This is a genomic window from Pseudomonas sp. FH4 (assembly GCF_000510915.2).
Lineage (GTDB): Bacteria > Pseudomonadota > Gammaproteobacteria > Pseudomonadales > Pseudomonadaceae > Aquipseudomonas > Aquipseudomonas brenneri.
This window is the reverse complement of sequence record NZ_AOHN01000001.1, coordinates 117,826-138,603: the sequence shown is the minus strand read 5'-3', so window position 1 is coordinate 138,603 and position 20,778 is coordinate 117,826. Positions and strand designations below refer to the sequence as shown.

At 61.8% G+C, this 20,778-nt stretch carries 19 protein-coding genes and 1 pseudogene; 17 read left to right on the top strand and 3 right to left on the bottom strand.

Features of this window, described 5'->3' with window-relative positions:
- Window positions 1–67 precede the first annotated feature (67 nt).
- The 5 genes from gshA (at window position 68) to tauD (ending at window position 5,345) form a co-directional block, all read left to right on the top strand.
- Entirely contained in the window at window positions 68–1,651 is a 1,584-nt protein-coding gene (gshA, locus tag H097_RS00610; RefSeq protein WP_032856580.1) for a glutamate--cysteine ligase, read from the top strand.
- 203 nt (window positions 1,652–1,854) lie between these two features.
- Window positions 1,855–2,832 (top strand): taurine ABC transporter substrate-binding protein, encoded by a 978-nt coding sequence (gene tauA / locus H097_RS00605; RefSeq protein ID WP_032856579.1) that lies wholly within the window; start codon window positions 1,855–1,857, stop codon window positions 2,830–2,832.
- Window positions 2,833–2,848: 16 nt separating this feature from the next.
- The gene (gene tauB, locus H097_RS00600) at window positions 2,849–3,628 is read left to right on the top strand and encodes a taurine ABC transporter ATP-binding subunit (RefSeq protein WP_032856578.1); all 780 of its coding nucleotides are present in this window, start codon (window positions 2,849–2,851) and stop codon (window positions 3,626–3,628) included.
- Entirely contained in the window at window positions 3,625–4,452 is an 828-nt protein-coding gene (gene tauC, locus H097_RS00595) for a taurine ABC transporter permease TauC (protein WP_032856577.1), read from the top strand. The genes tauB and tauC overlap by 4 nt, the downstream gene beginning before the upstream one ends.
- 56 nt (window positions 4,453–4,508) lie before the next feature.
- The gene (gene tauD / locus H097_RS00590) at window positions 4,509–5,345 is read left to right on the top strand and encodes a taurine dioxygenase (RefSeq protein WP_032856621.1); all 837 of its coding nucleotides are present in this window, start codon (window positions 4,509–4,511) and stop codon (window positions 5,343–5,345) included.
- A gap of 8 nt (window positions 5,346–5,353) precedes the next feature.
- On the opposite strand, the pseudogene H097_RS29060 reads toward tauD, so the two are convergent.
- From H097_RS29060 to epsC, 3 genes and pseudogenes are all read right to left on the bottom strand, one after another.
- A pseudogene (locus tag H097_RS29060) lies at window positions 5,354–5,440 on the bottom strand (outer membrane lipoprotein carrier protein LolA); the annotation flags it as partial.
- Between the two features lie 19 nt (window positions 5,441–5,459).
- On the bottom strand, window positions 5,460–7,424 hold the full coding sequence (betT, locus tag H097_RS00585) for a choline transporter BetT (protein ID WP_167360839.1): 1,965 nt from the start codon (window positions 7,422–7,424) through the stop codon (window positions 5,460–5,462).
- A gap of 358 nt (window positions 7,425–7,782) precedes the next feature.
- The gene (epsC, locus tag H097_RS00580) at window positions 7,783–8,709 is read right to left on the bottom strand and encodes a serine O-acetyltransferase EpsC (RefSeq protein ID WP_032856575.1); all 927 of its coding nucleotides are present in this window, start codon (window positions 8,707–8,709) and stop codon (window positions 7,783–7,785) included.
- Between the two features lie 167 nt (window positions 8,710–8,876).
- On the opposite strand from epsC, the gene H097_RS00575 reads away from it, so the two are divergent.
- The 12 genes from H097_RS00575 (at window position 8,877) to H097_RS00520 (ending at window position 20,762) form a co-directional block, all read left to right on the top strand.
- A complete protein-coding gene (locus H097_RS00575; RefSeq protein WP_032856574.1) occupies window positions 8,877–9,869 on the top strand; it encodes a D-cysteine desulfhydrase in 993 nt (330 codons plus the stop codon).
- A gap of 196 nt (window positions 9,870–10,065) precedes the next feature.
- On the top strand, window positions 10,066–10,860 hold the full coding sequence (gene tcyJ, locus H097_RS00570; protein ID WP_032856573.1) for a cystine ABC transporter substrate-binding protein: 795 nt from the start codon (window positions 10,066–10,068) through the stop codon (window positions 10,858–10,860).
- Window positions 10,860–11,525, top strand: a complete 666-nt coding sequence (gene tcyL, locus H097_RS00565) for a cystine ABC transporter permease (protein ID WP_029299561.1) — start codon at window positions 10,860–10,862, stop codon at window positions 11,523–11,525. Before tcyJ ends, tcyL begins: the two co-directional genes overlap by 1 nt.
- Before the next feature lie 3 nt (window positions 11,526–11,528).
- Complete coding sequence (gene tcyN / locus H097_RS00560; RefSeq protein ID WP_032856572.1) at window positions 11,529–12,275, top strand: L-cystine ABC transporter ATP-binding protein TcyN; 747 nt, start codon at window positions 11,529–11,531, stop codon at window positions 12,273–12,275.
- Window positions 12,276–12,642: 367 nt separating this feature from the next.
- A complete protein-coding gene (locus tag H097_RS00555; protein ID WP_032856571.1) occupies window positions 12,643–13,419 on the top strand; it encodes a hypothetical protein in 777 nt (258 codons plus the stop codon).
- Between the two features lie 184 nt (window positions 13,420–13,603).
- Window positions 13,604–14,845: an SfnB family sulfur acquisition oxidoreductase gene (locus H097_RS00550; RefSeq protein ID WP_032856570.1), complete on the top strand. Its 1,242-nt coding sequence runs from the start codon at window positions 13,604–13,606 to the stop codon at window positions 14,843–14,845.
- Window positions 14,846–14,868: 23 nt separating this feature from the next.
- A complete protein-coding gene (locus H097_RS00545) occupies window positions 14,869–16,062 on the top strand; it encodes an SfnB family sulfur acquisition oxidoreductase (protein WP_032856569.1) in 1,194 nt (397 codons plus the stop codon).
- Window positions 16,062–17,414 carry an LLM class flavin-dependent oxidoreductase gene (locus H097_RS00540; RefSeq protein ID WP_032856568.1) on the top strand — a complete coding sequence of 451 codons (1,353 nt, stop codon included), beginning with the start codon at window positions 16,062–16,064 and terminating at the stop codon, window positions 17,412–17,414. Before H097_RS00545 ends, H097_RS00540 begins: the two co-directional genes overlap by 1 nt.
- A 119-nt stretch (window positions 17,415–17,533) precedes the next feature.
- A complete protein-coding gene (locus H097_RS00535; RefSeq protein ID WP_032856567.1) occupies window positions 17,534–18,343 on the top strand; it encodes a MetQ/NlpA family ABC transporter substrate-binding protein in 810 nt (269 codons plus the stop codon).
- Window positions 18,344–18,345: 2 nt separating this feature from the next.
- Complete coding sequence (locus H097_RS00530) at window positions 18,346–19,461, top strand: ATP-binding cassette domain-containing protein (protein WP_032856566.1); 1,116 nt, start codon at window positions 18,346–18,348, stop codon at window positions 19,459–19,461.
- Window positions 19,451–20,095, top strand: coding sequence for a methionine ABC transporter permease (locus H097_RS00525; RefSeq protein ID WP_032856565.1), 645 nt, complete (start codon window positions 19,451–19,453; stop codon window positions 20,093–20,095). The genes H097_RS00530 and H097_RS00525 overlap by 11 nt, the downstream gene beginning before the upstream one ends.
- A 40-nt stretch (window positions 20,096–20,135) precedes the next feature.
- On the top strand, window positions 20,136–20,762 hold the full coding sequence (locus H097_RS00520) for a class I SAM-dependent methyltransferase (protein ID WP_032856564.1): 627 nt from the start codon (window positions 20,136–20,138) through the stop codon (window positions 20,760–20,762).
- The last annotated feature ends 16 nt before the right edge of the window (window positions 20,763–20,778 follow it).

Sequence of the window (20,778 nt, the reverse complement as noted above, 5' to 3'; positions counted from 1 at the left end):
ACTTCACCCTTGTAGACCGTCTTGCCCACCCCCATATTGGGGCGACTGACGCGTGAAGGAATCCAACTTGAGCGAACTTCTCAACCGCCGCCTGGCTCTGCTCGGCAAGCGCGAACACCTCTCTTTGCTTGAGCACTGCCTGCACGGCATCGAGCGTGAATGCCTGCGTGTCACCGGCGAAGGTCGCCTGGCTCAAACGCCGCATCCAGAGACCCTGGGCGCAGCATTGACCCATGAATCGATCACCACCGACTATTCCGAGTCGCTGCTGGAGTTCATCACCCCGGCGCTGCCCAACCCGGCAGACACCCTGCGCAGCCTCGATCGAATTCACCGTTTTGCCTACAGCAAGCTCGGCAACGAGTACCTGTGGAGTCCATCGATGCCGTGCCCGTTGCCGGCCGAGGAAGATATTCCGATTGCCTACTACGGCACCTCCAACATCGGACAGCTCAAGTACGTGTATCGCAAGGGCCTGGCCCTGCGTTACGGCAAGACCATGCAGTGCATCGCAGGGATCCACTACAACTTTTCCCTGCCAGAAGAACTGTGGCCGTTGCTCAAGGAAACCGAAGGTTTCGTGGGCACCGACCGTGACTACCAGTCCACGGCTTATATCGCGCTGATCCGTAATTTCCGTCGCTACAGCTGGCTGCTGATGTACCTGTTCGGTGCCTCGCCGGCCCTGGATGCGGGCTTTTTGCGCGGGCGTTCCCATCAGCTTGAACAGTTCGATGCCGACACCCTGTACCTGCCGTATGCCACCAGCCTGCGCATGAGCGACCTGGGTTACCAGAGCAACGCCCAGGCCGGCCTGACCCCTTGCTACAACGATCTGGCCAGCTACACCGACAGCCTGCGCGAAGCGGTGGCAACGCCTTACGCACCTTACGTCGAAGTCGGCACCCACAAGGACGGTGAATGGGTACAGCTCAACACCAACATCCTGCAGATCGAAAACGAGTACTACTCCAACATCCGCCCCAAGCGCGTGACCTACACCGGCGAGCGGCCGATCCAGGCGCTGATGGCCCGTGGCATCCAGTACATCGAAGTGCGCTGCCTGGACATCAACCCGTTCCTGCCGATGGGCATCGATTTGCCGGAATCGCGCTTCCTCGATGCATTCCTGTTGTATTGCGCACTGAATGACAGCCCGTTGTTCGAAAACAGCGAGTGCGGCAACGCCACATCGAACTTTCTCAGTGTGGTCAAGGAAGGCCGGCGCCCGGGCCTGCAATTGCAGCGTCGCGGCCAAGCCGTGGAGATGAAGGAATGGGCTGCCGAACTGCTGGAGAAAATCGCCCCGCTGGCCGCGCTGCTGGACCAGAGCCATGGCATCAATGAGCACAGCCAGGCGCTGGATGCCCAGCTGGCGAAGATCCAGGACCCGTCCCTGACCCCCTCGGCTCAGGTGCTGGCGACCATGCGCGAGCACAAGGAGAGCTTTGCCCAGTTCTCCCTGCGCCAGAGCCAGGTGCATGCCGAGCACTTCCGTAACGAGCCGTTGCCGGCGGACGAACAAGCACGCTTTGAAGAGCTGGCGCGCAGTTCCCTGGCACAACAGGCGGAGCTTGAGCAGAACGAAGTGGGCGATTTCGATGTGTTTGTCGGTTCGTACCAGGCCAGCATCCTGGCGATCAGTAACTGACACTCCCTTTGTAGGAGCGAGCTTGCTCGCGAAAAACTCAAGCACGCCGCGTTTATCCAAGCCGAACGTGTCATCGTTAACGTTTTTCGCGAGCAAGCTCGCTCCTACATAAGCTAATTCGAAAATGTTATTTATTTTCGGATTCTTAGATCATTTAGTCTCCTCACTCGCCGACCCTCGGCCGCCTGATGAGGAGCTTTCCCATGAAACTGCCTGCCCCCTTTCGCCTCCTGGCGGCCCTGTCCCTGGCCGGCGCCAGTCTGTTTGCCCATGCGGCCGACGTGACCATCGCCTACCAGACCACCGTTGACCCGGCCAAAGTCGCCCAGGCCGACGGCGCTTATGAAAAAGCCACCAACGCCAAGATCGACTGGCGCAAATTCGACAATGGCGCCGATATCATCGCCGCCATCGCTTCCGGCGACGTGCAAATCGGCTATCTCGGTTCCAGCCCGCTGACCGCAGCCATCACCCGCAAAGTCCCGGTGCAGACCTTCCTCGTGGCGACCCAGATCGGTGGCGCCGAAGCCCTGGTGGCGCGCAACGGTTCCGGGATCAACAGCCCGCAGGACCTGATCGGCAAGAAAATCGCCGTGCCGTTCGTATCCACCGGCCACTACAGCCTGTTGGCCGCGCTGAAACACTGGAACATCGATCCGTCAAAAGTCACCGTGCTCAACCTCGCCCCGCCGGCCATCATCGCGGCGTGGAAGCGTGGCGATATCGACGCCACCTACGTCTGGGACCCGGCCCTGGGCGTGGCCAAGGAAAACGGCAAGGTGCTGATCACCTCCGGCGAGCTGGCCAAGTTCGGCGCGCCGACTTTCGATGCCTGGATCGTGCGTAAGGACTTCGCCGAGAAACACCCGGAAATCGTCAGCGCCTTCGCCAAAGTCACCCTCGATGCCTACGCCCAATACCGCAAAGACCCACAAGCCTGGCTGGCCGACAAGGGCAACGTCGAGAAACTGGTGAAGCTCTCCGGCGCCAAGGCCAGCGACATTCCGCTGCTGCTGCAAGGCAACGTCTACCCGCTGGCCGCCGACCAGGTGACGCTGCTTGGCGCCCCGACCACCAAGGCCGTGACCGACACCGCCGCGTTCCTCAAGGAACAAGGCAAGGTCGAGGCCGTGCTGCCGGACTACGCCCCTTACGTCAGCGCCAAGTTCATCACTAACTGATCAGGAGTTCACCGCGATGGCCTTGCTACAGCTGGAGCGCATCAGCGCACAGTACCCAGGCGCGACCACGCCCGTGCTGGCGGATATTTCCCTGACGCTTGGGCCCCAGCAATTGCTGGTGGCCCTCGGCCCTTCCGGCAGTGGCAAGACTTCGCTGTTGAACCTGATTGCCGGCTTCGTCGAACCCAACGCCGGTCGCATCACCCTCGACGGCGTACCCGTCAAAGGCCCGAGTGCCGAGCGTGGCGTAGTGTTCCAGGACGATGCCTTGCTGCCCTGGCAGGATGTGCTGGCCAATGTCGGCTTCGGCCTGGAACTGGCCGGCATGCCCAAGGCCCAGCGACAAGCCCGCGCCCGTGAAATGCTCGCGCTGGTGGACCTGGCGGGCTTTGATAGCCGACGCATCTGGCAACTGTCCGGTGGGCAGAAACAACGCGTGGGCCTGGCCCGCGCACTCGCCGCCGACCCACGGGTATTGCTGATGGACGAACCCTTCGGCGCCCTCGATGCCTTCACCCGTGAACAGATGCAAGAGCTGCTGCTGCAAGTGTGGCGGCGTACGGCCAAGCCGGTGTTCCTGATCACTCACGACATCGAAGAAGCGGTATTTCTCGCCACCGACCTGATTCTGCTGGCCCCCAACCCCGGGCAAATCGTCGAGCGCCTGAGCCTCGACTTCGGTCAGCGTTACGCCGCTGGCGAGTCGGCACGCGCGATCAAGTCCGACCCACGGTTTATCGAAACCCGCGAGCACGTGCTGGGCAAAGTGTTCTCACAACGGCAGGTGTACGCATGAGCAGTTATGAAATCCCGGCCACTGCCGTCACCCCAACCGCCCTGCCGCTACGCCGCAGCCTGAGCACGCGCTGGATAAGCGTGCTGACCCTGGTTGCCCTGCTGGCGCTCTGGTGGGCCGTGACTGCCAGCGGGCTGATCGAGCCGCTGTTCCTGCCACCACCGTCGGCCGTATTGCAAAAAGGCTGGCTGCTGGCAACCAGTGGCTACATGGACTCCACCCTCTGGCAGCACCTGGGCGCCAGCCTCGGGCGCATCGGCCTGGGCCTGGGTTTTGCGGTACTGACCGCCGTGCCGGTCGGCATTGCTATCGGTGCCAACCGTATCGCCCGTGGCATTCTCGACCCGCTGATCGAGTTCTACCGCCCGATTCCACCGCTGGCCTACCTGCCGCTGATCGTGATCTGGTGCGGCATTGGCGAACTGTCCAAAGTGCTGCTGATCTACCTGGCGATCTTCGCCCCGATTGCCATCGCTACCGCCACTGGCGTACGTACCGTCGACCCGGCCAAATTGCGCGCAGCGCAGTCCCTGGGCGCAACACGGGCGCAGTTGATCCGCCATGTGATCCTGCCCAGCGCCCTGCCCGATATCCTCACCGGCGTGCGGATCGGCCTGGGTGTGGGCTGGTCGACCCTGGTCGCCGCCGAACTGATCGCCGCCACCAGCGGCCTGGGGTTCATGGTGCAGTCAGCGGCGCAGTTTTTGGTCACCGATGTGGTGGTGCTGGGGATCCTGGTCATCGCCCTGATTGCCTTCGCCATGGAAATGGGCCTGCGCGCCCTGCAACGCAAACTGGTGCCATGGCATGGCCAGGCCCACTGAATAACAACAGCACTGACTACGCCGGCATCTCGGCGCCCGACATTTGCGAGAACAGCATGAGCCGCCTGACCGTTACCCCTTTAAGCACCGCCCTGGGCGCCCAGATCAGTGGCGTCGATATTTCCCAACCACTGAACGTCGAGCAGCGCGACGCCATCGAGCAGGCGCTGCTCCAGCATTCGGTGCTGTTCTTTCGCGACCAGCCGATCACCCCGCAGCAACAGGCGCGCTTCGCGGCAAACTTCGGTGACCTGCACATTCACCCGATCTACCCCAACGTGCCGGAACAACCCGAAGTGCTGATCCTCGACACCGCCGTCACCGACGTGCGCGACAACGCCATCTGGCATACCGACGTGACCTTCCTGCCCACTCCGGCCCTGGGCGCCGTGCTCAGCGCCAAGCTGCTGCCGACCTTTGGCGGTGACACCTTGTGGGCCAGCGGCATCGCGGCCTTTGAGGCGTTGTCGGAACCGATGAAGGGCTTTTTGACCGGCCTGACGGCGACCCACGACTTCACTCGTTCCTTCCCGCTGGAGCGTTACGGCAACAGCGCCGAAGACCTGGCCCGTTGGGAAGAAGCACGTAGAAAAAACCCGCCACTGTCACACCCGGTGATCCGCACCCACCCGGTCAGCGGGCGCAAATCGCTGTTTGTCAGCGACGGCTTCACCAGCAAGATCAATGAACTGGAACCGGCCGAAAGCGAGGCCATTCTCAAACTGCTGTTCGCCCACGCCACCCGCCCGGAATTCTCCATTCGCTGGCGCTGGCAGGCCAACGACGTAGCCTTCTGGGACAACCGCGTGACCCAGCACTACGCGGTGGATGACTACCGGCCACAGCGGCGGGTGATGCATCGGGCGACAATCCTCGGCGACGTGCCCTTCTAACAAACCCTTGTAGGAGCGAGCTTGCTCGCGAAAAACCCAAGGACGCTGCGGGGCATCAGATGCCCCGCGTTATCGTTGACGATCTTCGCGAGCAAGCTCGCTCCTACAGTTTGTTCAGCGAACCAGATGCAGGAACTGCAAGTGCCGTTCGTACTGGTCAAGGATGTCGTTGATGATCTGCTCCTTGGTGTAGCCCACCAGGTCATAGTCCTGGCTGCCCTCGCTCAAGTGCACTTCCGCCCGGTAGTAGCGACGGTTGTTGATGGCCTTGGAGCCCAGCCCACCGAGGGCAAAGGACGGCGTGAAGTACCCGCGCATTTGCACCTGGTAGATAAACGGACGCTCTTCACCGTGGCCGATCTCCAGGCTGACGCTGTCGTTGGCCGGGTCGGGCTGGGTGACGACGTTCAGGCCCTTCTCGACAAACACCGCAGTCACTTCTTCAATCGCCGGGCGCACCGTGGTTTCAAGGAAGCGGTACACCTCATCGCGCGAGGGGAAATGCACTGCCTGGCTCAAGCGCTGGCGCCAGCCGCCACGGCCTCTGCGTGAAGCCGCCGAGACGGGTGTCAGGGAATGCATCCGCGCGATCTGCTTCTGCGATTCGAGGTAGAACGCCTTGTGCAGCCCTAACATCATCAACAGCAGGATCAACGAGAACGGCAGCGAGGTCAGCACCACCGCTGACTTGAGCGAATCGATGCTGCCGGCGAACAGCAAGGCGCTGGTCACCAGCGCCGTCATCGCGCCCCAGAACACCCGTAGCCACTTCGGCCCGTCTTCATCGGCGTTGCCGCCCTTGGACGACAGGGTCGACAGCACCACGGTGCCGGAGTCGGCCGAGGTGACGAAGAACACGAAGCTGATAAACACCGTGACCGCAATCACGGTCTTGCTCCAGGGATAGGTTTCCAGCAGCAGGTAGAGGCTCATCGATGGATTGTCGATGGCCGACTGACCCAGCGCAGCCATCCCATGGTTGAGTACCTGGTCAATGGCGCTGTTGCCGAAGATCGACATCCAGGCCAGGGTGAAGCCCAGCGGGATCAGCAGCACGCCAAAGACGAACTCACGGATGGTCCGGCCACGGGAGATGCGTGCGATAAACAGGCCCACGAACGGCGACCATGCAATCCACCAGGCCCAGTAGAACACGGTCCAACCGCCAAGCCAGTCGCTGGGTTCGTTGTAGGCGTAGACGTCAAAACTCTTGGTTGGCAACGCGCCGAGGTAGTCGCCCAGGTTCTGGATCAAGGTGTTGAGCAAATGCTGGGTGGGGCCTGCGAACAGCACAAACAGCAACAACGCACAGGCCAGCAACATGTTGATATCGGACATGACCCGCACGCCCTTGTCGACCCCGGCGATGGCCACCAGGATAGCCGCGCCCATCATCAGGGTGATCAGGCCGACCTGGATCCATTGGGTGTGGGCGATGCCGAACAGGTAGTCCAGGCCAGAATTGAGGTGCAACACCCCAAAGCCCATGTCAGCGCCCAGGCCGAACACCGTGGCGATAATGCCAAAGCCGTCCACCGCATAGCCGATGGGGCCGTTGATGCGCTTGCCGATCAGCGGGTACAGCGCCGAGCGCAGGGCCAGCGGCAAGTTATGTCGATAGGCGAAATACGCCAGGGCCATGCCGACAAACGCAAACACGCCCCAGCCATGCAGCCCCCAATGCAGGAACAGCACCTGCATGGCCTGGCGCGCCGCATCGGCATTCAAGGCTTCACCCTGAGGCGGTTGCACCAGGTGGGTCAACGGCTCCGAGACGCAGAAGAAAAACAGCGTGATGCTGATCCCGGCGGCGAACAGCATGCCGGCCCAGGACAGGTAACTGAATTCGGGCTCGTCGTGGTCGGCACCGAGTTTGATCTTGCCGTAGCCAGACAGCGCGGTGACCACCACGAAGACCAGATACAGGGTCATCGCCAGCATGTAGTACCAGCCAACCGTATTGGCCGCCCAGTTTTGCGCGGCCAGCAACCAGGCACCGGCCTGTTCGGGGATCGCGATGACGGTGAGGCCAAATAGCAGGATGAAACTCGCGGCGAAGTAAAAAACCGGCGCATTCATGCGCACCAGGCCGCTTGAAGGGGTAGAGGATGCACTCATGAACGGTGCACCTCGATGGGGTCGGATGTGGCTGTAAAAAACGGACTCAGCAAAGGTAAGCCTCCTGTTGTGAGCGGGCAGCGAACCACCGGTTTAACTTGAACGAACGTTCAAGTTAAACATGGATAGGTAGTCTGGGACTAATCGCAGGGCTGAGTGGTAGGTAATTCCTACACTAGCTCAAGGAAGGGTATGACGGGTGGGAAAGGCAAAACGTTCAGCATTTACTGATTGAATTTGGAATACAGGCAAATGTGGGAGCGGGCTTGCTCGCTCCCACATTTGGGTCTTCATTGTTCTGAATGATGCGCTCGCAACACTACTTCTGCGTACCGTCATCATGCTGCAAATTCGCCTGCGTGATGTTCGCCCCCGCCGGCACGCTGCGGGTCAGCCACACATTGCCGCCAATGGTCGAGCCCTTGCCGATGGTGATCCGCCCCAGGATCGTCGCCCCGGCATAGATCACCACATCGTCCTCGACAATCGGGTGGCGCGGGTGGCCCTTCTGCAACTGCCCATCTTCGTCTGCCGGGAAACGCTTGGCGCCCAGGGTCACCGCCTGGTAAATGCGTACTCGCTCGCCAATGATCGCCGTCTCGCCAATCACCACGCCCGTACCGTGGTCGATAAAGAAACTCGGGCCGATCTGCGCGCCTGGGTGAATGTCGATGCCGGTGGCCGAATGCGCGATTTCCGCGCTGATCCGTGCCAACAGCGGTAACCCGGCACGATACAAATGGTGGGCCAGGCGATGGTGGATCACCGCCAGGATCCCCGGATAGCACAGCAATACCTCATCCACACTGCGTGCGGCCGGGTCGCCGTGATAGGCCGCCAGCACATCGGTATCCAACAGGCTGCGCAGTGCCGGCAAGGCCAGGGCAAAGTCCTGGATCAAGCGGATGGCCAGCGCATCGACCTGATTGTCGGCTTCGCCACCCTGGCGTGCGGCATAACGCAACTCCAGGCGGGCCTGGGTGAGCAAGGCATTCAAGGCCACGTCGAGGGTATGGCCGACATAGAAGTCCTCACTTTCTTCGCGCAAATCCACCGGCCCCAGGCGCATGGGGAACAGTGCGCCACACAACGCTTCAAGAATCTGCGCCACCGCCTCACGGGAAGGTAATTCACGACCACCCTGCTCGCCGCTGACCCGCCCGTTGCGGGTACGCCACTGATCCCGGGCGCCTCGCAACTGGCTGACGATGGTCTGTAATTGCCAATGACTGGAACGCTCGCTCACGGTATTCACTCCTGACGTAATGGCCATCACTTTACGATATGCCACCGGGTCGCCATTAAGAACCAATGGTGCATTGCTAATAACCATTTGGCATAAGCAACTGAAGGTTGCCCGCGCAAAAAGCCCTGCCTATAGTCCTTCCCATCTCCTATGACTCGTGCGTAACCATGATCAAACAACAGCTCGACCGTTTTAATCGTCTGGAACTGCTGGGTGGCGCCACCGCCCTGGAAAAACTCGAACGACTGTCGACCTGGCTGGGCCGTGATATCTACATCAAGCGTGACGACACCACGCCGCTGGCCATGGGCGGCAACAAGCTGCGCAAGCTCGAATACCTCGCCGCCGATGCCCTGGCCCAGGGCGCCGACACGCTGATCACCGCCGGTGCTATCCAGTCCAACCATGTGCGCCAGACCGCCGCCCTCGCGGCCAAGCTGGGCCTGGGGTGTGTCGCCCTGCTGGAAAACCCCACGGGCACCGACGACCCCAACTACCTGGGCAATGGCAACCGCTTGTTGGTAGAGCTGTTCGACGCCAAAGTCGAACAGGTCGAAAACCTGGACAACGCCGACGAGCAACTCGACGCCCTGGCCGAACGCCTGCGCAACAACGGCAAAAAGCCATACCTGGTGCCTATCGGCGGTTCCAACGCCCTGGGCGCCCTGGGTTATGTGCGCGCCGGCCTGGAACTGGCCGGGCAGATCAAAGACAGCGGCCTGCAGTTCGCGGCGGTGGTCCTGGCCTCTGGTAGCGCCGGCACCCACAGCGGCCTGGCACTGGCGTTGAGTGAAGCGCTGCCGGACTTGCCGGTGATTGGCGTCACGGTATCGCGCACCGACGAAGCGCAACGGCCCAAAGTGCAGGGCCTGGCCGAGCGGACGGCGCAATTGCTGGGGGTGGATGTACCCGACGCGTTCAAGGTGATTCTGTGGGACGAATACTTTGCCCCACGCTACGGCGAACCCAACGCTGGCACCCTGGCGGCAATCAAGCTGCTGGCGAGCCAGGAAGGCCTGTTGCTCGACCCGGTGTACACCGGCAAGGCGATGGCGGGGTTGCTTGATGGTATCGGGCGCGGGGCATTCGAGGACGGCCCGATCATCTTCCTGCACACCGGCGGGGCGCCGGCGTTGTTTGCCTATGACTCATTGTTCTGACGGGAGGCATGTCCGCTCTCACAATTGAATTTTCATCGAATTCATATTCCTTAATAGAATATAAAACTGAATTTATATTATTTTTAACACTTTAAAACCCGCCCTATAGTCGCGCTCCCACACACCGCGTTTTTAGGGCAGGATACGACCACTGCGTCACCTGCTTCGCACACCATAAAAAACACAGGGGCTTGTCATGACTATTTCTGTATTGCGTCGCACATTGCTGGTTGGCACGTTGGGCCTGGCCCTTGGCGCCGGGTTGCTGGGCCAGGCGGTTGCCGGCGAGCAACTGGACAAGATCAAGAAGGCCGGCGAGATCAAGATCGGCCTGGAAGGCACCTACCCACCGTTCAGCTTCGTTGATGAAAGCGGCAAGCTCAGCGGCTTTGAGGTCGAGTTGTCCGAAGCCCTGGCCAAGGAGCTGGGCGTCAAGGTCAAGCTGCAAGCCACCCCATGGGACGGCATCCTCGCCGCACTGGAATCCAAGCGCCTCGACGCCGTGGTCAACCAGGTGACGATCTCCGAAGAGCGCCAGAAAAAGTACGATTTCTCCAAGCCCTACACCGTCTCCGGGATCCAGGCCCTGACCCTGGCGAAAAACGTCGACACCATCAAGACCGCCGACGACCTGGCCGGCAAGAAAGTCGGGGTAGGCCTGGGCACCAACTACGAACAATGGCTCAAGGACAATCAACCCAAAGCCATCATCAAGACCTATAACGACGACCCGACCAAGTTCCAGGACCTGCGCATCGGCCGTATCGACGCGATTCTGATCGACCGCCTGGCGGCCCTGGAATATGCCAAGAAAGCCAAGGACACCGCCGCTGCCGGTGATGCCTTCTCGCGCCAGGAAGCCGGGATTGCGCTGCGCAAAGGCGAGCCTGAACTGCTCGAAGCGGTCAACCAGGCTCTCGACAAACTGCGCGCCAACGGCACCTTGAAGAAGCTGTCAGAGAAATACTTCAACGCTGACGTCACTCAATAATGGAAGCAGGTTTCCAACTCGCGCTCGACTCCGCGCCCTTTCTGCTCAAGGGCGCGTATTACACGGTGATCCTCAGCCTCGGCGGGATGTTCTTCGGCTTGCTGCTGGGCTTCGGCCTGGCCTTGATGCGCCTGTCGCGCTTCAAGCTCTTGAGCTGGACCGCCCGGGTGTACGTGTCGTTCTTTCGCGGCACGCCGTTGCTGGTGCAGCTGTTTTTGATCTACTACGGCTTGCCGCAAGTGGGGATCGAGCTGGATCCGATCCCGGCGGCGATGATCGGCTTTTCGCTGAACATGGCCGCCTACGCCTGTGAAATCCTGCGCGCCGCCATCGGTTCCATCGAGCGTGGCCAGTGGGAAGCTGCCGCCAGTATCGGCATGACCCGCGCGCAGACCCTGCGCCGGGCCATTCTGCCGCAGGCGATGCGCACGGCCCTGCCGCCTTTGGGCAACAGCTTTATTTCGCTGGTCAAGGACACGGCGCTGGCCGCCACCATCCAGGTGCCCGAGTTGTTCCGCCAAGCCCAACTGGTGTCTGCGCGCACCTTTGAAATTTTCACCATGTACCTGTCTGCGGCCCTGATCTACTGGGTCCTGGCAAGCATCCTGGCGCATTTTCAGAATCGCCTGGAAGACCGGGTCAACCGGCATGACCTGGAGTCTTGAAGCATGATCGTGGTTGAAAAACTGACCAAACAATTCAAAGGTCAGGTGGTGCTCAACGGGATCGACCTGGAGGTCAAGGAAGGCGAAGTCGTCGCCATCATCGGCCCCAGCGGTTCTGGCAAGACTACCTTCCTGCGCTGCCTGAATTTCCTCGAAGAACCTACAAGCGGCCGGATCAAGGTGGGCGACATCGAGATCGACAGCAGCCGCCCGCTCAACCAGCAACAGAGCCTGGTACGGCGCCTGCGCCAGCACGTAGGTTTTGTATTCCAGAGCTTCAACCTGTTCCCCCATCGCACCGCGCTGGAAAACGTCATCGAAGGCCCGCTGGTGGTCAAGAAGATGCCGCGCGAAGCGGCCGACCGCCTGGGTCGCGCACTGCTGGCCAAGGTCGGCCTTGCAGGCAAGGAAGATGCCTACCCCCGGCGCCTGTCCGGTGGCCAGCAGCAGCGGGTGGCCATTGCCCGGGCCCTGGCGATGGAGCCGGAAGTGATCCTGTTCGATGAGCCGACCTCGGCCCTCGACCCGGAGTTGGTCGGTGAAGTGCTGGCGACCATCCGCAGCCTCGCTGAAGAGAATCGCACCATGGTCATCGTCACCCACGAAATGAGCTTTGCGCGGGATGTAGCCAACCGGGTGATCTTTTTCGACAAGGGTGTGATCGTCGAGCAAGGCGAAGCCAAGGCGTTGTTTGCCAACCCCAGGGAGGAACGGACCCGGCAGTTCCTCAGCAAATTCCTCACCCACTAAAACAACCCTGGCCTACTGTAGGAGCGAGCTTGCTCGCGAAAAACGTCAACGATAACGCGCAGAATCAGATTAACCGTGTCGTCTGGGCGTTCTTCGCGAGCAAGCTCGCTCCTACAGGGATTGGCGCTACTCACATAGAAAAGCACCCCACCCGATCCCGCCTTTAAAACCCCTCTCAGTAAGACCCTTCTGAATAATCCCAAACCCGCCGTTTAGCCTTTTGCCGCCATTGACGCCCTCCGGCCAACCCTCTTATCTAAGGCCCAGAGGATTGGATCCTATCCTGGCTTTTCAAAAAATCGTTCCTTTCGAACCCCATCCCTGAGGTTCGGAACGATTGCTGCTGGCTGCATCAAGGAGATTATTTATGACGTACATCCGCCCCCTGGCCATGCTCGCCGCGCCGACACTGCCCCAGGCCATCAAACAAGGTATCAATGCGCAGGCCGCTACCCATTTGCAGGTCGATATCGCCCCCTATCCGGACATGGGCAAGGGCGACTTGATCGAGCTGTTCTGGAACAACTGCTTTGCCGCCTCCAAGCGCGTGAGTACCGCCGATATCGGCCAACCCAGCAGTCTGCGAGTGCCGGAGAGCTTTGTGCAAAATGGCGCCGCGCGGGTTCATTACCGGGTCATGCAGGTGGGGCGCGGACCGGCACGTTCCCTGATCACCCGCGTGCAGGTCAAGACCGCTTGCCCAGGCGGCCAGCCCTCGGTGCTATGCGGTGAAGAAAACCAGAGTCTGGCCCCCGTCGACCTGCCTGAAACCATCCGCCGCCATGGCGTCAACCCCAGCCAGATTCGCCGGGGCGTACCGTTGACCATCGAGCCATACCTGAACATGGCCGCCGGTGATGCAATCACCCTGCGCTGGGGTGATGCGCGCCTGGACCTGCCTCGCATCCAGGCCAACGAGGTGGGCCAGCCTGTACAAGTGTGGGTGCCTTCGGCGCTGATCCTGGAAGCCGGCGACGATGCCCGCCAGGAGGTCACCTACTGCGTGATAGACCGCGTGGGCAACAACTCCCGCTGGGCACCGGCACGTACCGTGAGCATCGCCCAGGCGCATGCGCATGGCTCGGCAGGCAGCCTGTCGGTGTACCAGCCACGGCGTCCTGGCTCGCCCTGCGAGCCGGGGTGACAGACCTTCTATGCATATTCCTAAAAGTTAGTTTATTTAAAAAATAAACACGCTTAGGGTATATGAACCGGACCACCGGACATTCCTGATTTTTAAGCTTTCCACGGATGTGAGGTAGGTATGGTCAAAATTACCCCGGTGCACAACGCCAGGGCATTACGTGTCGCCACGCAGGGGCGCACCGATGTCTAACTTGGCGCAATCGCTCCTCCAGAGTGATCTGGATATCGCCCCGCTGCTGTTGCCCACCAAGGTGTTGCGCAACGACAGTGAAGCCCTTGCCGCTGCCCATGAGCTTGCCCAGGCTGCCCGCCTGCAAGCCGGGCTGCGCGACCGCCAGCGCAAACTGCCCTGGGCCGAGATCGAACAGTTCACCCGCAGCGGCCTGGGCAGTATTTCCATCCCCCGCGAATACGGTGGCCCGCAAGTGTCGTTCGTGACCCTGGCCGAAGTGTTCGCGATTATCAGCGCCGCCGACCCGGCCCTGGGGCAGATCCCGCAGAACCATTTCGGCATCTTGCATGTGTTGCAAGGCGCCGCCAGCCAAGAGCAGAAGAAGCAGTTGTTCCAAAGCGTCCTCGATGGCTGGCGCATCGGCAATGGCGGCCCGGAGCGCGGTACTAAAAACACCCTGGACTTGAAGGCCCGGATCAGTGCCGAGGGTGACGGTTTTGTCATCAACGGCCAGAAGTTCTACTCCACCGGCGCGCTGTTTGCCCATTGGGTCGCGGTCAAGGCTCTGGACGACGAAGGTCGCCAGGTCATGGCTTTTGTGCGCCGCGCCGCGCCGGGGTTGCGCATCGTCGATGACTGGTCGGGCTTTGGCCAGCGCACCACCGCCAGCGGCACCGTACTGCTGAACAACGTGCCGGTGGACGCCGATCTGGTGGTGCCGACCTGGCGCCTGGGGCAAAGCCCCGGCATCCAGGGCGCGGTCTCGCAATTGATCCAGGCGGCCATCGACGCCGGTATCGCCCGTGGCGCCCTCGACGACACCATCAGTTTTGTACGTGAGCGCGCGCGACCCTGGATCGACGCCAAGGTCGAGCGCGCCAGTGATGACCTCTACGTGATTGCCGATATCGGCAAACTGAAAATCGAACTGCACGCCGCCGAAGCGCTGCTGCGCAAGGCCGGCCAGGTACTGGACCAGGTCAGCGCCGCGCCCATCACCGAGCACTCCGCCGCACGGGCCTCGATTGCCGTGGCACAAGCCAAGGTGCTGACCACCGAAGTCTCGTTGCTGGTCAGCGAGAAGCTCTTCGAACTGGCCGGCAGCCGCGCCACCCTTGCCGAATTCAACCTCGACCGGCACTGGCGCAATGCACGGGTACACACCCTCCACGACCCGGTGCGCTGGAAGTATCACGCGGTGGGCGCCTGGCACCTCAACGCAACATTGCCGGCCCGGCATTCCTGGATCTGACGACCAGACATCTGGAGAAAAACATGACGCTTTCCCATCCTGTCGCGGTCATCACCAGCGATGAACAAGCCCTGATTGTCGCCAGCGACCTGGCCGAAGACTTTCGCCGCGACAGCGCCCTGCGCGACCGCGAACGCCGCCTGCCGCTCGCCGAGCTGGAAGCCTTTTCCCGCTCCGGCCTGTGGGGCATCAGCGTGCCCAAGGCCTACGGCGGCGCTGGCGTATCCAACGTCACCCTGGCCAAGGTCATCGCGCTGATCGCCCAGGCCGATGCTTCATTGGGGCAGATCCCGCAGAACCATTTCTATGCCCTGGAAGTGCTGCGGGTCAATGGCAGCCCGGCTCAGCAGCAACGCCTGTACGCCGAGGTCCTGGCCGGCCAGCGCTTTGGCAATGCCCTTGCGGAACTGGGCACCAAGACCGCCCATGACCGGGTGACCGCGCTTACCCGTGACGGCGACGGATTTCGTATCAGTGGCCGCAAGTTCTACGCCACCGGCGCGATCTACGCCCAGCGCATTCCCACCTCGGTGGTGGACGAGCACGGCGTGCAGCAACTGGCTTTTGTCCCGCACGACAGCCAGGGCCTGACGGTGATCGACGACTGGAGCGGCTTTGGCCAGCGCACCACCGGCAGCGGCTCGGTGGTGTTCGACAAGGTATGGGTCGCGGCCGAAGACGTGATCCCATTCCTGAGCGCCTTCGAGCGCCCGACCACCGTGGGCCCGCTGGCCCAGATCCTCCACGCCGCCATCGACACCGGCATCGCCCGCGCGGCCTTTGAAGATGCCCTGCATTTTGTGCGCACCAAGACCCGGCCGTGGATCGACTCGGGCAACGACAAGGCCAGCGAAGACCCGCTGACCCTCAAGAGCTTCGGCCACCTGAGCGTGCGCCTGCACGCCACCGAAGCCCTGCTGGAGCGCTCCGGTGAATACCTCGACCGCGCCCAGGCCGACAGCAACGCGCAAACCGTCGCTGCGGCGTCGATTGCGGTGGCCGAAGCCCGCGCCCTGAGCACCGAAATTTCCCTGGCCGCCGGCAGCACCCTGTTCGAACTCGCCGGCAGCCAGGCGACCCTCGCCGAACATGGCCTGGATCGCCACTGGCGCAATGCCCGGGTGCACACGTTGCACGACCCGGTGCGCTGGAAGTATCACGCAGTCGGCAATTACTACCTCAACGATGAAAACCCGCCACTGCGGGGGACCATTTGATGCCGAAGAAAAAGATCCTGCTCAATGCCTTCAACATGAACTGCATCGGGCATATCAACCATGGGCTGTGGACCCATCCACGGGATACCTCGACCCAATACAAAACCGTCGAATACTGGACTGAACTGGCGCAATTGCTGGAGCGTGGCCTGTTCGACGGATTGTTCATCGCCGATATCGTCGGGGTGTACGACGTCTACCAAGGCTCAGTCGACGTGCCGCTCAAGGAGTCGATCCAACTGCCGGTCAACGACCCGCTGCTGCTGGTCTCGGCCATGGCCGCCGTGACCAGGAACCTCGGCTTCGGCCTGACCGCCAACCTGACCTACGAGCCGCCGTATCTGTTCGCCCGGCGCATGTCCACCCTGGATCACCTGAGCCGTGGCCGGGTGGGCTGGAACATTGTCACTGGCTACCTGGACAGCGCCGCCAAGGCCATGGGCCTCACCGAGCAGGTCGAGCATGACCGGCGCTACGACCAGGCCGACGAATACCTGGAGGTGCTGTACAAACTCTGGGAAGGCAGCTGGGAAGACGACGCGGTACTCAACGACCCGCAACAACGGATCTATGCCCTGCCGGGCAAGGTGCACAAGGTCGAGCACCATGGCGAGTTCTACCAGGTGGAGGGCTATCACCTGTGCGAGCCCTCGCCGCAGCGCACGCCGGTGCTGTTCCAGGCCGGCAGTTCGGAGCGCGGCCTGCTGTTTGCCGGGCGTCATGCCGAGTGCGTGTTTATCAGCGGGCAGAACAAGGCCGCGACCAAGGTGCAAGTGGACAAGGTACGCGCCAGTGCGGTCGAGGCCGGGCGCAACCCAGACGATATCAAGGTGTTCATGGGCCTCAACGTGATTGTCGGCGCCACCGAGGAGCTGGCCTGGGCCAAGCATGCCGAGTACCTGAGTTACGCCAGTGCCGAAGCCGGCGTGGCGCATTTCAGTGCGTCTACCGCCATCGACTTTTCGCAGTACGAACTGGATGAACCGATCCAGTACGTGAAGAGCAACGCCATCCAGTCAGCCACCAAGGCCTTGCAAAACAACGACTGGACCCGTCGCAAACTGCTGGAGCAACACGCCTTGGGCGGGCGCTATATCACCCTGGTGGGTTCGCCTGAACAGGTGGCCGATGAGCTGGAGTCCTGGATCGCCGAGACCGACCTGGATGGCTTCAACCTGACGCGCATTGTTACACCGGAGAGCTATGTGGACTTTATCGAGTTGGTGATTCCCGAGTTGCAAAAGCGTGGGTCATACAAGACTGCTTATGACGCGGGCACCCTGCGCGAAAAAGTCTTCCACCGCGATGCCCATTTACCCAAACAACACACCGGCTCCACCTACCGCCACTAACCCCTATAGGAGCGAGCTTGCTCGCGAAAATCGTTAACGATAACGCGGGGTGCCTGATACCCCGAGGCGCACTCAGGGTTTTCGCGAGCAAGCTCGCTCCTACATTTGGAATATCAATGATGAAAAAAACACTGCTCTCCCACCCAGTTAAAGCACTGGCCCTGGCCCTCGGCCTGTTCAGCTCGGCGGTGTTTGCCGCCGATGCGCCGCTCAAAGTCGGCACCACCGCCGCCTTTGCCATTCCCCTGGAGGCCGCCGTCGAAGAGGCCGGCAAGCAGGGCCTTAAAGTCGAGCTGGTGGAATTCACCGACTGGATCGCGCCCAACGTCAGCCTCGCCGCCGGCGATATCGACGTGAACTACTTCCAGCACATTCCGTTCCTGGAAAACGCCAAGGCCGCCGCCGGTTTTGACCTGGTGCCGTTCAAACCCGGGATCATCAACAACGTGGGTCTCTACTCGAAAAAATACAAAAGCTTCGACAATCTGCCCCAGGGCGCCAGCGTGGCCATCGCCAACGACCCGATCAACAGCGGGCGTGGCCTGCAACTGCTGGCCAAGGCGGGCTTGATCACCCTCAAGCCGGGCGTTGGCTACAAGGCTACCGAAGAAGACATCGTCGCCAACCCGAAAAAGATCAAGATCCTGCAAGTCGAAGCGGTGCAACTGGTGCGCGCCTATGACGATGCCGATCTGGTGCAGGGCTACCCGGCGTATATCCGCCTGTCCAAGACCTTCAATGCCGAGTCGGCGCTGCTGTTCGACGGCCTCGACCACCCGGAATACGTGATCCAGTTCGTGACCCAGCCCAAAGGCACAACCGACCCACGGGTGATCAAGTTCGTCGAGATCTACCAGCACTCGCCGGTGGTTCGCGCGGCCCTGGATAAATCTCTGGGCAAGCTCTACCAAGTCGGCTGGGAAGGCTAAGCATGAGCGCCGCCAACGCCCAACTGCGCGACCTGGGCACACCGCCCAGGGACGCCCGACAGACAGAACTGCATCCTGACCTGAACCACGCCCATGTGCGTTTTATCAACCTGGGCAAAACCTATGACGGCACAGTGCATGCGCTGCAAGGCATCGACCTGGCGATCCAGCGCGGCGAAGTCTTCGGCATCATCGGCCGCAGCGGCGCCGGCAAGTCGTCGCTGATCCGCACCATCAACCGCCTGGAGCAACCCAGCAGCGGCCGGGTGCTGATCGATCAAGTGGATATCGGCGACTTCGACGAAGACCACCTGGTGGCCCTGCGCAGGCGCATCGGCATGATCTTCCAGCACTTCAACCTGATGTCGGCCAAGACCGTGTGGCAGAACGTCGAACTGCCGCTGAAAGTCGCCGGCGTACCCAAGCCACAGCGCGAGCAAAAAGTGCGTGAACTGCTGGAACTGGTGGGCTTGCAGGACAAGCACAAGGCCTATCCGGCGCAGTTGTCCGGCGGCCAGAAGCAACGCGTGGGCATCGCCCGCTCGCTGGTGCACGACCCGCAGATCCTGCTGTGCGACGAGGCCACCTCGGCCCTGGACCCGGAGACCACCCAGTCGATCCTCGGCCTGTTGCGCGAGATCAACCAGCGCCTGGGCCTGACCATCGTGCTGATCACCCATGAGATGGCGGTGATCCGCGAAATCTGTGACCGCGTGGTGGTGCTGGAGCACGGGCGGGTCGTCGAGCAGGGCCCGGTGTGGGAAGTGTTTGGCAACCCTCGGCATGACGTCAGCAAGACCTTGCTCGCGCCCCTGCAACACGGCTTGCCCGAGGAGCTGCAAAAACGCTTGCAGGCCACGCCACAGTCAGCAGATGCGGCCGTGGTGCTGCGCCTGCAATTCACCGGCGCCAGCGCCGACGAGCCGGACCTGGCTGCACTGTTCAGCGCTCTCGGCGGGCGCGTGCGCCTGCTGCAAGGCGGGGTCGAACGCATTCAAGGGCATGCACTGGGGCAGTTGCTGCTGGCGGTGACGGGCTCAACCCTGGACGCCGACACATTACGCACCCGCGCCACGCGCTGGGCACAACAGGTCGAGGTGCTGGGCTATGTGGTTTGATCGTTTATTGCAGGGCGCCATCGACACCTTGTTGATGGTGGGCGTGTCGTCGCTGATCGCGTTGCTGGTGGGTATCCCGCTGGCGGTGTTCCTGGTGACCAGTGACAAGGGCGGCATCTACCAGGCCCCGGCGTTGAACCGGGTGCTGGGGGCGTTCGTCAATCTGTTCCGCTCCATCCCGTTCCTGATTCTGATGGTGGCGCTGATACCCTTCACCCGCCTGATCGTCGGCACCACCTACGGCGTGTGGGCCGCCGTGGTACCGCTGACCATCGCCGCCACGCCGTTCTTTGCACGGATCGCCGAGGTCAGCCTGCGCGAAGTCGACCATGGCCTGATCGAAGCCGCGCAGGCCATGGGCTGCCGGCGCTGGCATATCGTCTGGCATGTGCTGTTGCCGGAAGCGCTGCCGGGGATTGTCGGCGGGTTCACCATTACCCTGGTGACCATGATCAACTCCTCGGCCATGGCCGGGGCGATTGGCGCCGGGGGCCTGGGCGATATCGCCTACCGCTACGGCTACCAGCGCTTCGACAGCCAGATCATGCTCACGGTAATTGTGCTGCTGGTGATCCTGGTGGCGGTGATTCAACTGGGCGGCGATCGCCTGGCGCGCGTGCTCAACAAGCGCTGAGGTATAGTCGGCACCTCTCTTTGCCCTGGTGCCGACTGCCATGAAACTCGCCCCCGACGACCTCGACCAGATCACCTCCACCACCCTGGGCCACTACAACCAGGTGGCCGAGGACTTTCGCGAAGGCACCCGCGACCATGATGTGAGCCAGAACATCGAGGCGTTGCTGCGGCATATCCAGGGTGATGCACCGTTTACCGTGCTGGATTTCGGCTGTGGGCCGGGGCGGGATTTGCAGACGTTTACCCGGCTGGGGCATATCGCCGTCGGGCTCGATGGCGCCGAGCGTTTCGCGCAGATGGCGCGCCAGGACAGCGGCTGCGAGGTGCTGCACCAGGACTTCCTCAAGCTCGACCTGCCGGCCGGGCGGTTCGATGGGATCTTTGCCAATGCGGTGCTGTTTCATATTCCCAGGCAGGAACTGCCGCGTATTCTCAGGCAGTTGCATGGAGCGTTGAAGCCGGGTGGGGTGTTGTTCAGCTCCAATCCCAGGGGGGAAAACCAGGAGGGCTGGAATGGGCCGCGTTATGGCTCGTATCACGACCTTGCGGCCTGGCAGGAGCTGCTGACCACGGCGGGGTTTGTGGAGCTGGAGCACTACTATCGCCCGGCAGGGCTGCCGCGCGAGCAGCAGCCCTGGTTGGCCAGTGTGTGGCGTAAGGCTTAGAAACCGGGGTGCCTGA

What these genes read in the sequence shown, in the direction of transcription:
- tauA (WP_032856579.1), top strand. Translation starts at nt 1,855, where the DNA reads ATGAAACTGCCTGCCCCCTTTCGCCTCCTGGCGGCCCTGTCCCTGGCC.
- tauB (WP_032856578.1), top strand. Translation starts at nt 2,849, where the DNA reads ATGGCCTTGCTACAGCTGGAGCGCATCAGCGCACAGTACCCAGGCGCG.
- tauC (WP_032856577.1), top strand. Translation starts at nt 3,625, where the DNA reads ATGAGCAGTTATGAAATCCCGGCCACTGCCGTCACCCCAACCGCCCTG.
- tauD (WP_032856621.1), top strand. Translation starts at nt 4,509, where the DNA reads ATGAGCCGCCTGACCGTTACCCCTTTAAGCACCGCCCTGGGCGCCCAG.
- betT (WP_167360839.1), bottom strand. Translation starts at nt 7,424, where the DNA reads ATGAATGCGCCGGTTTTTTACTTCGCCGCGAGTTTCATCCTGCTATTT.
- H097_RS00575 (WP_032856574.1), top strand. Translation starts at nt 8,877, where the DNA reads ATGATCAAACAACAGCTCGACCGTTTTAATCGTCTGGAACTGCTGGGT.
- tcyJ (WP_032856573.1), top strand. Translation starts at nt 10,066, where the DNA reads ATGACTATTTCTGTATTGCGTCGCACATTGCTGGTTGGCACGTTGGGC.
- tcyL (WP_029299561.1), top strand. Translation starts at nt 10,860, where the DNA reads ATGGAAGCAGGTTTCCAACTCGCGCTCGACTCCGCGCCCTTTCTGCTC.
- tcyN (WP_032856572.1), top strand. Translation starts at nt 11,529, where the DNA reads ATGATCGTGGTTGAAAAACTGACCAAACAATTCAAAGGTCAGGTGGTG.
- H097_RS00555 (WP_032856571.1), top strand. Translation starts at nt 12,643, where the DNA reads ATGACGTACATCCGCCCCCTGGCCATGCTCGCCGCGCCGACACTGCCC.
- H097_RS00550 (WP_032856570.1), top strand. Translation starts at nt 13,604, where the DNA reads ATGTCTAACTTGGCGCAATCGCTCCTCCAGAGTGATCTGGATATCGCC.
- H097_RS00545 (WP_032856569.1), top strand. Translation starts at nt 14,869, where the DNA reads ATGACGCTTTCCCATCCTGTCGCGGTCATCACCAGCGATGAACAAGCC.
- H097_RS00540 (WP_032856568.1), top strand. Translation starts at nt 16,062, where the DNA reads ATGCCGAAGAAAAAGATCCTGCTCAATGCCTTCAACATGAACTGCATC.
- H097_RS00535 (WP_032856567.1), top strand. Translation starts at nt 17,534, where the DNA reads ATGAAAAAAACACTGCTCTCCCACCCAGTTAAAGCACTGGCCCTGGCC.
- H097_RS00530 (WP_032856566.1), top strand. Translation starts at nt 18,346, where the DNA reads ATGAGCGCCGCCAACGCCCAACTGCGCGACCTGGGCACACCGCCCAGG.
- H097_RS00525 (WP_032856565.1), top strand. Translation starts at nt 19,451, where the DNA reads ATGTGGTTTGATCGTTTATTGCAGGGCGCCATCGACACCTTGTTGATG.
- H097_RS00520 (WP_032856564.1), top strand. Translation starts at nt 20,136, where the DNA reads ATGAAACTCGCCCCCGACGACCTCGACCAGATCACCTCCACCACCCTG.